A 14218-nucleotide genomic window follows, 5' to 3' on the forward strand; every position below is an offset into this window, starting at 1 on the left:
CAGCAGGGGACGGCTGTGCTGCGGCGTCCGCCTCCGGGGCATCGACGGCCGCGCTCCTGTGCCCGGGGAGCTCGACGTCTGGAACCTGATGCACAACCCCTACCTCCGGTCCGCTGACGCGGCCGACGCCACGACCGCCCCCCTGCAGGTCGTCGACAGCACTCGTACCGCCCGCGCGCGACGACGCCACCGACGCCGCGGAGCCGCGCTCGTCGCAGGCGTCGCGGCGCTCGCGGTCATGGGGGCGGGAGCCGCGGTCGCGAGCGACGCCCACAAGAGCGTCACGCTCGACATCGACGGCGACGTCACGAAGGTCTCCACCTGGAGCGGCTCGGTCGCCGGCGTCCTCGCCGAGCGCGGCCTGACGCTCGGTGAGCACGACATCGTCGCCCCCACGCCGGAGGCGGCCCTCAACGACGGGACCGAGGTCACCGTGCGTCTCGCGCGCCAGGTCACGATCTCCGACGGTGACACCGAGAGCACCGTCTGGGCGACCGGCACGGACGCGGGCGAGGTCCTCGACACGCTCGCCGCGCGCGGCGAGGACGTCCACCTCGTCGCCTCGCGCTCGTCCGACCGCACCGCGCTCCCCGTCGAGCTTCCCTCGGACGAGGCCGTCAACGTGGTCGCAGACGGCAAGGTCGTCGCGCTGGCCGCAGGTCCGTCGAACGTCGACGAGGCGCTCGCCGCTGCGGGCATCACCCTCGGTGACCTCGACACCGTCGCGGTCGACGAGCGCGAGGACGACGGCAGCGAGCTCGAGCCGGGCGTCGTCGGGACGGTGTCGGTCGTCGTGACGCGGCATGCCGTCGAGGAGCGCACCAAGGTCTCCACGATCGAGCACGAGACCAAGACCGTCGAGGACTCCGCGCGCTACGAGGACCTCCCGGTCGTCGTCCGCACGAAGGGCAAGGACGGCGAGCGCACGCGGACCTACACGGTCACGCTCGTCGACGGCGAGGTCGTCGACCGCGTCAAGACGGGCGACGAGGTCACGCGGAAGCCGGTGACCGAGGTCCGCGTCAAGGGCACGAAGGACCGCCCGGCCGAGGAGCCGACGAGCTCTGGCGACGGGAAGTCCACGAAGTCGCAGGGCAAGGCGCCGACCTCGGGCGTGTGGGCCAAGCTCGCCGCGTGCGAGTCGGGCGGCCGCCCGAACGCCGTCTCGGCGAGCGGGGCGTACCACGGCCTCTACCAGTTCTCCGTCGCCACGTGGCGCTCGGTCGGCGGCTCTGGCCTGCCGTCCCAGGCGACCGCCGCGGAGCAGACGAAGCGCGCCAAGATCCTCCAGGCCCGCTCGGGCTGGGGCCAGTGGCCGCACTGCTCGTCGAAGCTCGGCCTGCGCTGAGCGAGCACGACCTCGGCCGGGGCCGCACGGGACACCGTGCGGCCCCGGCCCTTTTTTCTGCCGTCGCCGTACCGCGTAGGCTCGTGCCCATGACCGAGACCCCTGCCGCGCTGCTCGGCCCCGCACAGATCAGGGCCCTCGCGGAGCGTCTCGGCGTCCGCCCGACCAAGACCCTCGGGCAGAACTTCGTGCACGACGGCGGCACGGTCCGCAAGATCGTGCGTGCGGCCGGGGTGCAGGTGGGGGAGCGTGTCGTCGAGATCGGTCCCGGTCTGGGCTCCCTGACGCTCGGGCTGCTCGAGACGGGCGCCTCGGTCGTCGCGGTCGAGATCGACCCCGTGCTCGCGGCCGAGCTGCCCGCGACGGTCGCGGCCCACCAGCCTGACGCCGTCGAGCGGTTCGACCTTGTGCTCCAGGACGCGATGACCGTCACGGAGCTGCCGGGGCCGCCTCCCGTCGCGCTCGTCGCCAACCTCCCGTACAACGTCTCTGTCCCGGTGCTGCTGACGTTCCTCGAGCGGTTCGACTCGCTCGAGCGGATCCTCGTCATGGTCCAGGCGGAGGTCGCGGACCGTCTCGCGGCGCCGCCTGGCTCGCGGACCTACGGGGTGCCGTCGGTCAAGGCGGCCTGGTCCTGCAGCGCGCACCGCGCCGCGACGGTCGGCCGCACGGTGTTCTGGCCCGTGCCGAACGTCGACTCGGCGCTCGTGTCGATGACGCGACGCGAGCCCCCGACAACGCGTGCCTCGCGTGCGGAGGTGTTCGCCGTGGTCGACGCCGCGTTCGCGCAGCGCCGCAAGACCCTCCGCTCGGCGCTCGGCGCCGTGACGGGCGACGCTGCTCGCACGGAGGAGGCGATCCGCGCGGCCGGGGTCGACCCGACGGCGCGCGGCGAGCGCCTCGACGTGACGGACTTCGCTCGGGTGACGGAGCAGCTGATCGATCACGGTCTGACCGTGTCCGGTCCGCGCGAGAGGCAGCGGTGACCTGGCGGGGTGGCCTGCGTGCGGCCGACGAGCCGGGCGGCACCGTCTCTCGCCCGGAGGGTCGCCCGGTCGTGGTGCGGGCCCCGGGCAAGGTGAACCTGGCGCTGCAGGTGAGCCCGCTCGGTGACGACGGCTACCACCGCGTCCTGTCCGTGTTCCAGGCGGTGTCGCTCGTCGAGGAGGTCGAGGCGAGCCTTGCGGAGGGACTGTCGCTGACCGTGACGGGACCACAGGCGGACCTCGTCCCGACGGACGACACCAACATCGCGTGGCGTGCCGCACGGCTCGTGGCAGAGCGTGCCGGGGTGGACCCGGACGTGCACCTGCACCTGCGCAAGGGAGTCCCGGTCGCGGGTGGCATGGCGGGCGGTTCGGCTGACGGGGCGGCCGCCCTCGTGGCGTGCGACGCCCTGTGGGGCACGGGCCTGAGCCGGGACGAGCTTCACGAGCTCGCGGGCGAGCTCGGCTCGGACGTGCCGTTCGCTCTCCTCGGGCACACGGCGGTCGGTACGGGGCGCGGTCACCTCGTGACCCCGGCGATGACGCGCGGCGAGTTCTGCTGGGCGTTCGGGCTGCGGCACGCGGGCATGTCGACGGGTGCGGTCTACTCGACGTTCGACGATCTCCAGCGCGCGGGGACGATCACCGACTCGTTCGACGAGGAGCCTGCGACGGCGATGATGCACGCCCTGCGTGCGGGCGACGCGCACGCGCTCGGCGCGTGCCTGCGCAACGACCTCGAGCCGGCGTCTCTCGAGATCGCGCCCGAGCTCGGCGAGACGATGGAGGTCGCGCGCGCTGCTGGTGCGCTCGGCGTCGTCGTCTCCGGGTCAGGGCCGACGGTCGCGGCGCTGGCTCGGTCGCGTCAGCACGCGCTCGCGATCGCGGCGGCGATGACGGCGGCCGACGTCGTGGACGACGTCGCGACGGCGGTCGGGAACGTGCCCGGGGCGCGGGTCGTGTCCGCGGGCGTCTGATCAGTCGACGAGCTCGGAGAGCTCGAGCCAGCGCGCCTCGAGCTCCTCGATCTCTGCCTCGAGCGCGCGCAGCTTCTCGGAGTGGACCGCGAGACCGGTGAAGTCGCTCTGGTCGTGCTTCGCCATCGTCGCGTGGACCTGCTGGACCTGGCTCGCGAGCTTGGTCAGGCGGCGGTCGATCGCGCCGATCTCCTTCGTCACGGCGCGCAGGTCTGCGCCCGACAGCCCACCGCCGGATCCCTCGGACGGCGCGGCCGTCGTGGCGGTGCGGGGCCGGGCCGCGTCCTGAGCCTTGCGCAGCTCGAGGTACTCGTCGACGCCGCCGGGCAGGTGGCGCAGGCCGCCGTCGATCACCGCGTACTGCTGGTCCGTGACGCGCTCGAGCAGGTAGCGGTCGTGCGAGACGACGAGGAGGCAGCCGGGCCAGGAGTCGAGGAGGTCCTCGATCGCGGCGAGCATGTCGGTGTCCATGTCGTTCGTCGGCTCGTCGAGCACGAGGACGTTCGGCTCGTCGAGCAGGATGAGCAGAAGCTGGAGGCGGCGCCGCTGCCCGCCGGAGAGGTCCTTGACGGGCGTCGAGAGCTGGGCGTTCGTGAAGCCGAGGCGCTCGAGCAGCTGGCCTGGCGTCATCTCCTTGCCGCCGGCGAGGTAGGTCGTGCGCTTGGTCGCGACGACGTCGCTCACGCGGTCCTCCCACACGTCGGCCAGCTCGGCGAGCTCCTGCGTGAGGGTCGCGAACTTGACCGTCTTGCCGTGCTTGACGCGCCCCGAGGTCGGCGTCAGCTCGCCCGTGACGAGCTTGAGGAGCGTCGACTTGCCTGCGCCGTTGACGCCGAGCAGCCCCGTGCGCTCGCCGGGCGCGATGCGCCACTCGACGCCCTTGATGACCGGGGTGTCGCCGTAGGCTAAGCCGGCGCCGACCAGGTCGACGACGTCCTTGCCGAGGCGTGACGTCGCCATCCGTGCGAGCTCGACCGAGTCGCGCACGGGCGGTTCGTTCGCGATGAGCTGGTTGGCGGCCTCGATGCGGAACTTGGGCTTGGAGGTGCGCGCGGGAGCGCCGCGGCGCAGCCAGGCGAGCTCCTTGCGCATGAGGTTCTGGCGCTTGGACTCGGTCGCGGCGGCCATGCGGTCCCGCTCGACGCGCTGCAGGACGTACGCCGCGTAGCCGCCTTCGAAGGGCTCGACGATCCCGTCGTGGACCTCCCACGTCGCCGTGCACACCTCGTCGAGGAACCAGCGGTCGTGCGTGACGACGAGCAGCCCGCCCGCGTTCGCGCTCCAGCGGCGGCGCAGGTGCGCGGCCAGCCACGTGATGCCCTCGACGTCGAGGTGGTTGGTCGGCTCGTCGAGGAACAAGACGTCGTCGTCGCCGGTCAGGAGCGCGGCGAGCGCGACGCGGCGGCGCTGACCGCCCGAGAGGTCTCCGACGCGGCCGTCCCAGGGGAGGTCGCCGAGGAGCCCGGAGATGACGTCGCGCACCTTCGCGTCGCCGGCCCACTCGTGCTCGGGGGTGTCGCCGACGACGGCGTGCGCGACCGTGAGGTCGGGGTCGAGGGTGTCGGACTGGTCGAGCATGCCGATCGTCACGCCGCCGCGGACGGTGACACGTCCTGAGTCCGGGGTGGCGATGCCGGCGAGGAGCCGCATGAGGGTCGACTTCCCGTCGCCGTTGCGCCCCACGACGCCGATGCGGTCGCCCTCGTCGAGGCCGAGGCTGACCGACTCGAGGACTGTGCGGTGGGGGAAGGCGATGCGCAGGTTCTCTGCGCCCAGGAGATGAGCCACCCCGGTAGCCTACGTGGCTCGCGCGGGCCCCTCGGTGTCCTCGAACTGGGCCAGGACGACGCGCAGGAGGCCGGCGAGACGCGCGCGTCCGGCGGGGTCGAGGTCGCTCAGGAGCTCGTTCTCCTCGGCGAGGAGGGCGGCGAACGCGGAGTCGACGAGCGTGAGGCCGTCCGTGGTGAGCCGCACGATCACCCCGCGGCGGTCCTCGGCGGAGCGGTGCCGCTCGACGAGGCCGCGTGCCTCGAGCCGGTCGATCCGGTTCGTCATGGTGCCGCTCGTCACGAGCGTCTGCGTGATGAGGGCACCGGGGGAGAGCTGGTAGGGCGCGCCTGCGCGGCGGAGGGCGACGAGGACGTCGAACTCCCAGTGCTCGAGGCGGTGAGCAGCGAAGACGGCGCGGCGGGCGCGGTCGAGGTGCCTGGTGAGGCGGGCGACGCGCGAGAGGACCTCGAGCGGGCCGACGTCGAGGTCGGGGCGCTCGCGGTTCCAGGCGGCGACGATGCGGTCGACCTCGTCGGGGCGGTTCGTGCTCGAGGCGTTGCCGGGCACCTCGGCACGGTCGAGCTCGCGTGCGCGGGTCTCGCGGGAGGTGTCCATCCCGACAGATTACCTTGACGTCGAGATATCTCGGAGGGCGCCGGGACAGCTCGCGAGAAGCGTCTGTCCATCAGGCGGGATCCCTGTCCTAGCCCTTAGTCCCAGGGAATGTGACGTACTCCTCAGTAACGTCTTGGTCAACGGCAAGTCAGGCCCCTGGGTCGGGCTGGAGCCGACAACCGAGCGCGCACGCCTCCTAGGCCCCGCTCGGCGCGACCAAGGAGGACGTAGTGAAGGACTTTCTGGACCAGCTGACCCTGCCGCCCGCGGTGGAGGCAGCCCTGAGGGCGTGCAAGAACATCACGGTGCCGGCGACGCGTGCCGACCTGTTCGCGATGTCCATGGGCCCCGACGAGGGTGTCGACACGTTCGACGTCGTGTTCCAGGTCCCCGGGAACGGTGTGGTCAAGGAGGCGGACGTCGTCCGCTGCACCAACGGCATCGCCGTGAACTACCCCGAGGACTACATGCGGCGTCGTGACCCCGACTGCATGCGCATCGCGGACGACCGCCCCACGGACAAGCCGCGCTTCCGCGACGTCTACGGGCACGACTTCGCGACGACGAAGCAGGAGACGCTCGACTGGCTGTCCCAGCAGGACCTCATCGTCGTCCCGTTCAAGGCTGGTGGACTGACCTACGGCTCGCCCTCCCTCGCGATCGTCCCCGCGAACTGCGCGTTCTTCGCGACCGCGCTCGTCGACCTCCAGGGCTTCGTGACGCTCGAGGAGCTCGGCGCGTTCACGCCGCGCTCGATCATGTACGCGGCACCGCCCTTCCGGCACACGCACTTCGCGGGCCGCCAGGTCGTCGTCCACGACCGCACGGAGACGCTCCACGAGATCTTCGCGTACAACCTCTACCCGGGCCCGTCCGCCAAGAAGGGCGTGTTCTCGGCGCTCCTCGACATCGGCGAGCAGGAGGGCTGGATCACCGCCCACGCCTCGTCGGTCCGCGTGACCACGCCGTACGAGAACGAGACCGTCATCATGCACGAGGGCGCCTCGGGCGGCGGCAAGTCCGAGATGTGCCAGGACATCCGTCGTCAGCCCGACGGCCGCATCCTCCTCGGCACGAACGTCGTGACGAACGAGCCGTACTACATCACCCTCAACGAGTCCTCCCACCTCGCACCCGTCACGGACGACATGACGCTGTGCCACAAGGACCTCCAGAAGGGCGACGGCAAGCTCGTCGTCGCTGACGCCGAGGACGGCTGGTTCGTCCGCGTCGACAACCTGCAGGCGTACGGCGAGGACCCGCACTTCGAGAAGGCGTGCATCCAGCCGGACACCCCCCTCGTGTTCTTCAACATCCACGGCGTGCCCAACGCGACGTGCCTCCCCTGGGAGCACGAGCTCGACTCGAACGGCAAGCGCTGCCCCAACCCGCGCGTCGTCATCCCGCGTCGCATGATCAAGGACGTCATCAACAAGCCGATGGCGATCGACGTGCGCACGTTCGGCGTGCGCATGCCGGCCGCGACCCGGTTCGACGCGACCTACGGGATCATGGGCATGATGCACATCGTCCCGCCGGCGCTCGCCTGGCTGTGGCGCCTCATCGCGCCGCGCGGCGACAAGAACCCGTCGATCGGCGAGTCGAAGACGCAGACGGACAAGCTCAAGCACGGAGGCATGGTCTCGGAGGGCGTCGGCTCGTACTGGCCCTTCTCGACCGGCACGAAGGTCGCTGCCGCGAACCTCCTCCTCCGCCAGCTCGTCGACGCGGACCGCACCCGCTACGTGCTGACCCCGAACCAGCACATCGGCGCCTACAAGGTCGACTTCGGCGCCGAGTGGCTCACGCGCGAGTACCTCGCGCGTCGTGGTGGCGGCCGCATCAACCCGGACAACCTCACCCCCGCGCGCTGCCCGCTGTTCGGCTACGCGCTCAAGGAGGTCAAGATCGACGGCCAGCTCATCCGGCCGACGTTCCTCCAGCCGGAGTTCCAGTCGCAGGTCGGCACCGACGCGTACGACGCCGGCGCGAAGATCCTCACGGACTTCTTCAAGAGCGAGCTCGTGCAGTTCATGACCGACGACCTCGACCCGCTGGGTCGCCAGATCATCGAGGTGTGCCTGCGCGACGGGTCCCTCGACGAGTACCTGGCGCTCACCCCGCTGTACGTCTGAACGCCCTGGTCGCGCGCGCCTTCGAGGCCCGCGCGACCAGGCCTACCTGTCCCGTCGCAGGGCCCCGCGAGAGCGGGTCGGCGGGCTTCGCAGGCCGGGCGGGTCGCATGACCCGCCCGGCCTGTCGTACGTCAGACCGGGTGGTCCTCGACGAGGGCGGGATCCTTCTCCATGCCGGCGAGGCCGTTCCAGGCCAGGTTGACGAGGTGCGCGGCGACCTCGTCCTTGCGCAGGTTGCGCGAGTCGAGCCAGTGCTGCCCCGTCAGGGCGACCATGCCGACGAGCATCTGCGCGTACACGGGCGACGACCTCGGGTCGAGGCCCCGCTTCTTGAACTGGGCGCCGAGCAGGTGCTCGACCTGCATCGCGACGTCGCCGATGAGGCTCGAGAACGTGCCCGTCGCCTGGGCGACGGGCGAGTCGCGCACGAGCACGCGGAAGCCGTCCTCGTTCTTCTCGATGTAGTCGAGCAGGGCGAGCGCTGTCCGTTCGACAAGGAGCTTCGGGTGCCCGCCCGCCTCGAGGGCGCTCGTGAGCGCGCCCGTGAGCGACTCGACCTCCCGGTCGACCACGACCGCGTACACGCCTTCCTTGCCGCCGAAGTGCTCGTACACGACCGGCTTCGAGACGTTCGCGCGCGTCGCGATCTCCTCGATGCTCGTGCCGTCGAAGCCCTTCTCGGCGAAGAGCTGCCGGCTCACGGCGAGGAGCTGCTCGCGACGCTCCTTGGCGGTCATGCGGGCCCGAGGCGGCTTCCTGTCGATGGACACGCCCCCATCATGCCGGGAACGAGGGCCGCGCGGGAGAACCAGCGGAACCTGGCAGACTAGACGGGTCGGTGGCCCTGGTCACCGGTCCGCCCTGGTGTAACGGCAGCACGCCGGCCTTTGGAGCCGTGCAGTTCAGGTTCGAATCCTGAGGGCGGAGCCCTTCGTCCGCGCGGGTAGACGCGGGGCAGCGGTAGAGTGGCGAGGCACGGGCCCGTCGCGGCGCGTGCGCCACCCTGACCCCACGCGACCGGAGTCCATGTGACCACCGCTGTGAGCACCGCACGTCCCGCCGCCGTCGTCGTCCTGGCTGCAGGCCAGGGCACGCGGATGCGCTCCGCAACACCCAAGGTCCTCCACGCCCTCGCCGGGCGCACCATCCTCGGCCACGCCCTCGCAGCGGCGACCTCGCTCGACCCGGAGCGGGTCGCCGTCGTCGTGCGGCACGAGCGCGAGGCCGTCGCGGCCGAGGCTCTCAGCCGCGTCCCCGGCGCGCTCGTCGTCGACCAGGACGAGATCCCCGGGACGGGTCGCGCCGTGCAGTGCGCCCTCGCCTCGCTCGACGCCGCGGTCCAGGCGGCCGCGGCCGCGACGGGCACGCTCGAGCCCGGTGCCGCCGGCCCGCTCGGCGTCGACGGCCCGGTCGTGGTGCTCGCGGGTGACGCCCCGCTGATCGACGCCGAGACGCTCGCCGACCTGCTCGCGCAGCACACGTCGGGGGGGCACGCGGTGACGGTCCTCACGGCGGTCGTGGACGACGCGACCGGCTACGGCCGGATCCTGCGGGACGACGACGGAGGTGTCGCCGGGATCGTCGAGCACAAGGACGCGACCGACGAGCAGCGTGCCGTCCGCGAGATCAACTCCTCGATGTACGTGTTCGACGCGGCCGTCCTGCGCTCGGCGCTCAGCCAGCTGGGACAGGACAACGCGCAGGGCGAGGTCTACCTGACCGACGTGCTCGCGATCGCGCGGGCCGACGGCGGCCGCGTGCGCGCCGTCCAGGCCGCGTCCGCGATGACCGTCGAGGGCGTCAACGACCGCGCCCAGCTCGCGGTCCTGCGCGCCGAGCTCAACCGCCGCGTGCTCGAGCAGCACATGCTCGCCGGTGTGACGGTCGTCGACCCGCGCACGACGTGGATCGACGTCGACGTCGAGATCGGCCAGGACGCGACGATCCTTCCCGGCACGCAGCTCCTCGGTGCGACGACGATCGGGGCGGGTTCGACGATCGGCCCCGACACGACCCTCCAGGACGTCGAGGTCGGCGAGCACGCGACGATCATCCGCACGCACGGCTCGCTGTCGCAGATCGCCGACGGCGCGTCGGTCGGCCCCTTCGCCTACCTCCGCCCGGGCACCCGCCTGGGCACCGACGGCAAGATCGGCACGTTCGTCGAGACGAAGAACGCCTCGATCGGAGAGGGATCCAAGGTCCCGCACCTCACGTACGTCGGGGACGCGACGATCGGCGAGCACACCAACATCGGTGCCGGCTCGATCTTCGTGAACTACGACGGCGTCAACAAGCACCGCACGACCGTCGGCGCCTACGCGCGCACCGGCGCGAACAACAAGTTCGTCGCCCCGGTCACCGTCGGCGACGGCGCCTACACGGGCGCCGGTGCGGTCATCCTCCAGGACGTCCCGCCCGGCGCGCTCGCCGTCTCCAACGCCCCGCAGCGCACGATCGACGGGTGGGTCGCGCGCCGTCGTGCCGGGACGTCCTCCGCGCAGGCGGCTGAGCTCGCGCTCGCCGCCCAGGACGAGACCACGTCGCTCGCGCCCCAGGCGCGCCACGAACGCCTCCAGGCCGCCTCGCCCGAGGCCCCACCGACTCCACGCAGCGACCACAACCCCCACGAAGGAGACAGCGCACGATGACCGGGATCATCTCCCACGCCGACGAGAAGAGGCTCGTGCTCGTCTCCGGTCGGGCCCACCCCGACCTCGCTCGTGACGTCGCCGCAGAGCTCGACATCGACCTCGTGCACACGACGGCCTACGACTTCGCGAACGGCGAGATCTACGTGCGCTACGCCGACAGCGTCCGCGGCGCCGACGTGTTCGTGCTGCAGAGCCACACCGCTCCGATCAACCAGTGGATCATGGAGCAGCTCATCATGGTCGACGCGCTCAAGCGCGCGTCCGCGAAGACGATCACGGTCGTCCAGCCGTTCTACGGGTATGCCCGTCAGGACAAGAAGCACAAGGGCCGCGAGCCCATCTCGGCGCGCCTCATGGCCGACCTGTTCAAGACTGCCGGGGCTCACCGCCTGATGAGCGTCGACCTGCACACGTCGCAGACCCAGGGCTTCTTCGACGGCCCTGTCGATCACCTGTGGGCGATGCCGCTCCTCATCGACTACGTCCGCACGCGCGTCGACATCTCGAACGTCACGGTCGTCTCGCCCGATGCCGGTCGCATCCGCGTCGCCGAGCACTGGGCCTCGAAGCTGGGTGGCGGCCCGCTCGCGTTCGTGCACAAGACTCGCGACACGAGCCGTCCCAACCAGGCGGTCGCGAACCGGGTCGTCGGTGACGTCGTCGGCCGCACGTGCGTGCTCGTCGACGACCTGATCGACACCGGCGGTACGATCGCCGGCGCCGTCCGCGTGGTCCTCGAGGCGGGTGCGAAGGATGTCATCGTCGCCGCGACGCACGGCGTGCTCTCCGACCCGGCCGCGCAGCGGCTCTCGGAGTCCGGCGCCCGCGAGGTCGTCGTCACCGACACCCTGCCGATCATTCCCGAGAAGCGTTTCCCGCAGCTCACGATCCTCTCGATCGCCCCGCTCATCGCTCGGGCGATCCGCGAGGTGTTCGACGACGGATCCGTGACGAGCCTCTTCGACGGCAACGCCTGACCCGTCCCGTGCACCGCGCCGCGCCGGGATGGTTGCGGCGCGGTGTACGATGGACAGGTTGCCTCGGCGAGGGACGCAGGACGGGCTCCGCAGGAGCCTCCCGACGAACCGCCACGCTGTGAAGCGTGGGTGCAGGACGGGACCGGTCTGACCGGTGTGGCTGTCGCTCCGTGATCGACTGGGCGGTCGCACCCACGCGCGTCCGTCATGTGCCCCGCGCCGATGCACCGCCTGCCGGGCGTCTCCCACTGCGTCCGGTCCGCACTCTTCCCAGGAGCAGTTCCGTGTCTGACATCAAGCTCACCGCAACCCTGCGCACCGACTTCGGCAAGGGCGCCGCCCGCCGCACGCGCCGCGAGGGCCTCATCCCCGCCGTCCTCTACGGGCACGGCACCGACCCGCTGCACGTGTCCCTCCCGGGCCACGAGACGTTTCTCGCGCTCAAGCACTCGAACGCGCTCTTCTCGATCGACGTCGAGGGCGACGAGAAGCTCGCGATCGTCCGCGACGTCCAGCGCGACCCGGTCCGCCAGGTCATCGAGCACGTCGACCTGCTCCTCGTGAACAAGGGCGAGAAGGTCAGCGTCGAGGTCAACATCGTCGTCATCGGCGAGCCGACCCCCGCGACGATGCACGTCGTCGAGCGTCAGACGCTCGAGATCGCCGCCGACGCGACCGACCTGCCCGAGTCGCTCGAGGTCGACATCACCGGTCTCGAGGCCGGCGCCGTGGTCCGCGCGCAGGACGTGACGCTCCCGGCCGGTGCCGAGCTCCTCACCGACCCGGAGTCGGACATCGTCCTCGTCTCCGAGGTTCGCACCGAGGCTGCCGCGGAGACCACCGAGGCCTGATCCTCCTTCGACGCAGCGCCCGGTACCGTCAGGTGCCGGGCGCTTCGTCATGACAGTCCACCCACGATCGCGAACGGAGAACTCGATGAGCGCCGACCTGTGGTGCGTCGTCGGCCTGGGCAACCCCGGGCCGCAGTACGCGGGCAACAGGCACAACCTCGGGCAGATGGTGCTCGACGAGCTCGCACGTCGCACCGGTGCGACCTTCTCCACGCACCGGACGCGCAACGTCGTCGGTGAGGCACGCCTGGGCGTCTTGCCCGGCGGGGCGCCCGGGCCGCGCGTCGTGCTCGCCAAGCCCACGAGCTACATGAACACGTCCGGCGGGCCGGTCAGCGCGCTCGCCCTGTACTTCGGCGTCTCGCCGGAGCGCATCGTCGTCGTGCACGACGAGCTCGACATCCCGTTCGGCGACGTCCGGCTCAAGCTCGGCGGGGGCGAGGGCGGGCACAACGGGCTGCGGGACATCACCAAGGCGCTCGGCACGAAGGACTACGTGCGGGTGCGCGCGGGCGTCGGCCGCCCGCCAGGCCGTATGGACACCGCGGACTTCGTGCTCAAGGACTTCTCGGCGACCGAGCGCAAGGAGCTGCCGTTCCTGCTCGACACCGCCGCCGACGCGGTCGAGGCTGTCGTCACCGAGGGCATCGTCGCGGCGCAGAACCGGATCCACGCGCGTCCCTGACGCACCGCGATACTTCACCCGCCCCGACCCCCGGTGTCACCCTGCGGTCATACCGCTGCCCCGTTCGCGCGCACGGTGCGCCCCGGTACGTTCGATGTTGCGAGGCGTCCGCCCTCGTTCCGAGCGTCGAGGAGGACTGGGCATGAAGGTGCTGGTCACAGGTGACCGTGGCTATCTCGGCTCAGTCCTCGTCCCCATGCTCAGGCGTGCCGGGCACGACGTCGTCGGCGTCGACAACGGCTGGCGTGACGTGCCGCCGACCAAGCGCTCTCCCTACCCGTACGAGCAGCGCGACGGCGACGTCCGTGACCTGGACGCAGCGGACCTCGCCGGGGTCGGCGCGGTCGTCCACCTTGCCGGGACCGCGTCGACGCCGCAGGACGACTGGTCGGCGGGCGTCGTCCAGGCCCAGCTCGTCGACATGGCGCGCGCCGTGTCGAGCGCTGCCGCCAGGGCGGGCGTGGAGCGCCTCGTCATGGTGTCGAGCCGCGACGTCTACCACGGCAGGCCTGCGACGACGACGACGGGAGCGCCGCTCCTCGACCGTTCGTCGCCGCCGGCGAGCGCGAGGATCTCTGCCGAGGACGCCTTCCGGCTCTCGGCGTCGCCCGCCGCGTCCGTCGCGGTGCTGCGGCTCGCCACGCTCTACGGTGCGTCTCCGCGCCTGCGGCTCGACGACGAGCTCAACCGCGCGGTCGTCGCCGCGATCGTCGACGGCGCCGTCGCGGTCGATCACGACGGGAGCAGGCAGCGTGCCTTCCTCCACGTCAAGGACGCATGTCGCACGATCGTGCACGCGCTCGTGCGTCTCGGGCAGACCACGACAGCGGGGAGCGACACGATCGACGTCGGCCGCCCCGAGGACGTCCTGACCCTGCGCGACGCGCTCGAGCTCGTCAGCGTGATCACCGGCGCGCCGGCGACCTTCGGCACCGCGCCCGACAGCGGGGAGGTGCTCCCCGCCGACCTGGGCCGCCTCACGCAGGTCTGGCCAGGGCTCGCGCTGCGGTGGACGCTCGCCCACGGCATCCGCGACCTGTGCCGGGATCTCACGACGAGCCACGTCGACGCAGAGTGGGTGCGCCGGACAGCGTCGGCCCGCGCCGTCCACGAGGAGGACGTCGGCGCCGCGGGCGCCGCGAGAGCGGCGGTTCCCCGGAAGCCTCGAGCCACCACCGGGCTGCGGCACCACCGCGGGTGAGAAACGGGCGGGTACGGGT

12 protein-coding genes and 1 tRNA gene are annotated in these 14218 nt (G+C 71.7%); 10 read left to right on the top strand and 3 right to left on the bottom strand.

The annotated features are described in order from the left end of the window. Window positions 1-88 precede the first annotated feature (88 nt). The 3 genes from AC4F3Q_RS10020 to AC4F3Q_RS10030 all read left to right on the top strand — a co-directional run bounded on the left by AC4F3Q_RS10020 (window position 89) and on the right by AC4F3Q_RS10030 (window position 3311). Window positions 89-1348 (top strand): resuscitation-promoting factor, encoded by a 1260-nt coding sequence (locus tag AC4F3Q_RS10020; protein WP_491039835.1) that lies wholly within the window; start codon window positions 89-91, stop codon window positions 1346-1348. Between the two features lie 89 nt (window positions 1349-1437). Then, entirely contained in the window at window positions 1438-2334 is an 897-nt protein-coding gene (rsmA, locus tag AC4F3Q_RS10025; RefSeq protein WP_491039836.1) for a 16S rRNA (adenine(1518)-N(6)/adenine(1519)-N(6))-dimethyltransferase RsmA, read from the top strand. Then, a complete protein-coding gene (locus AC4F3Q_RS10030; protein WP_491039837.1) occupies window positions 2331-3311 on the top strand; it encodes a 4-(cytidine 5'-diphospho)-2-C-methyl-D-erythritol kinase in 981 nt (326 codons plus the stop codon). The genes rsmA and AC4F3Q_RS10030 overlap by 4 nt, the downstream gene beginning before the upstream one ends. On the opposite strand, the gene AC4F3Q_RS10035 is transcribed toward AC4F3Q_RS10030, so the two are convergent. Beyond that, window positions 3312-5099 (bottom strand): ABC-F family ATP-binding cassette domain-containing protein, encoded by a 1788-nt coding sequence (locus AC4F3Q_RS10035; protein WP_491039838.1) that lies wholly within the window; start codon window positions 5097-5099, stop codon window positions 3312-3314. Window positions 5100-5108: 9 nt separating this feature from the next. After that, window positions 5109-5696 (bottom strand): MarR family winged helix-turn-helix transcriptional regulator, encoded by a 588-nt coding sequence (locus AC4F3Q_RS10040; protein ID WP_168447704.1) that lies wholly within the window; start codon window positions 5694-5696, stop codon window positions 5109-5111. A 230-nt stretch (window positions 5697-5926) separates the two neighbouring features. On the opposite strand from AC4F3Q_RS10040, the gene AC4F3Q_RS10045 reads away from it, so the two are divergent. Then, window positions 5927-7831 (top strand): DUF4914 family protein, encoded by a 1905-nt coding sequence (locus tag AC4F3Q_RS10045; RefSeq protein ID WP_491039839.1) that lies wholly within the window; start codon window positions 5927-5929, stop codon window positions 7829-7831. Between the two features lie 131 nt (window positions 7832-7962). On the opposite strand, the gene AC4F3Q_RS10050 is transcribed toward AC4F3Q_RS10045, so the two are convergent. Beyond that, entirely contained in the window at window positions 7963-8568 is a 606-nt protein-coding gene (locus AC4F3Q_RS10050) for a TetR/AcrR family transcriptional regulator (protein WP_491040034.1), read from the bottom strand. Between the two features lie 118 nt (window positions 8569-8686). Between AC4F3Q_RS10050 and AC4F3Q_RS10055 the strand changes: the two genes are divergently transcribed. From AC4F3Q_RS10055 to AC4F3Q_RS10080, 6 genes are all read left to right on the top strand, one after another. Beyond that, window positions 8687-8758, top strand: a tRNA-Gln gene (locus AC4F3Q_RS10055). A gap of 113 nt (window positions 8759-8871) precedes the next feature. Then, the gene (glmU, locus tag AC4F3Q_RS10060) at window positions 8872-10482 is read left to right on the top strand and encodes a bifunctional UDP-N-acetylglucosamine diphosphorylase/glucosamine-1-phosphate N-acetyltransferase GlmU (protein ID WP_491039840.1); all 1611 of its coding nucleotides are present in this window, start codon (window positions 8872-8874) and stop codon (window positions 10480-10482) included. Next, window positions 10479-11462 (top strand): ribose-phosphate diphosphokinase, encoded by a 984-nt coding sequence (locus AC4F3Q_RS10065; RefSeq protein WP_168447707.1) that lies wholly within the window; start codon window positions 10479-10481, stop codon window positions 11460-11462. Before glmU ends, AC4F3Q_RS10065 begins: the two co-directional genes overlap by 4 nt. A 284-nt stretch (window positions 11463-11746) precedes the next feature. After that, window positions 11747-12313, top strand: a complete 567-nt coding sequence (locus tag AC4F3Q_RS10070; RefSeq protein WP_491039841.1) for a 50S ribosomal protein L25/general stress protein Ctc — start codon at window positions 11747-11749, stop codon at window positions 12311-12313. Between the two features lie 85 nt (window positions 12314-12398). Then, entirely contained in the window at window positions 12399-12998 is a 600-nt protein-coding gene (gene pth, locus AC4F3Q_RS10075; protein WP_491039842.1) for an aminoacyl-tRNA hydrolase, read from the top strand. A 142-nt stretch (window positions 12999-13140) separates the two neighbouring features. Next, the gene (locus AC4F3Q_RS10080) at window positions 13141-14199 is read left to right on the top strand and encodes an NAD-dependent epimerase/dehydratase family protein (RefSeq protein WP_491039843.1); all 1059 of its coding nucleotides are present in this window, start codon (window positions 13141-13143) and stop codon (window positions 14197-14199) included. The last annotated feature ends 19 nt before the right edge of the window (window positions 14200-14218 follow it).

This window comes from Flavimobilis sp. BM9 (assembly GCF_058313055.1).

What these genes read in the sequence shown, in the direction of transcription:
- AC4F3Q_RS10020 (WP_491039835.1), top strand. Translation starts at nt 89, where the DNA reads ATGCACAACCCCTACCTCCGGTCCGCTGACGCGGCCGACGCCACGACC.
- AC4F3Q_RS10080 (WP_491039843.1), top strand. Translation starts at nt 13,141, where the DNA reads ATGAAGGTGCTGGTCACAGGTGACCGTGGCTATCTCGGCTCAGTCCTC.
- AC4F3Q_RS10065 (WP_168447707.1), top strand. Translation starts at nt 10,479, where the DNA reads ATGACCGGGATCATCTCCCACGCCGACGAGAAGAGGCTCGTGCTCGTC.
- AC4F3Q_RS10040 (WP_168447704.1), bottom strand. Translation starts at nt 5,696, where the DNA reads ATGGACACCTCCCGCGAGACCCGCGCACGCGAGCTCGACCGTGCCGAG.
- rsmA (WP_491039836.1), top strand. Translation starts at nt 1,438, where the DNA reads ATGACCGAGACCCCTGCCGCGCTGCTCGGCCCCGCACAGATCAGGGCC.
- AC4F3Q_RS10050 (WP_491040034.1), bottom strand. Translation starts at nt 8,568, where the DNA reads ATGACCGCCAAGGAGCGTCGCGAGCAGCTCCTCGCCGTGAGCCGGCAG.
- pth (WP_491039842.1), top strand. Translation starts at nt 12,399, where the DNA reads ATGAGCGCCGACCTGTGGTGCGTCGTCGGCCTGGGCAACCCCGGGCCG.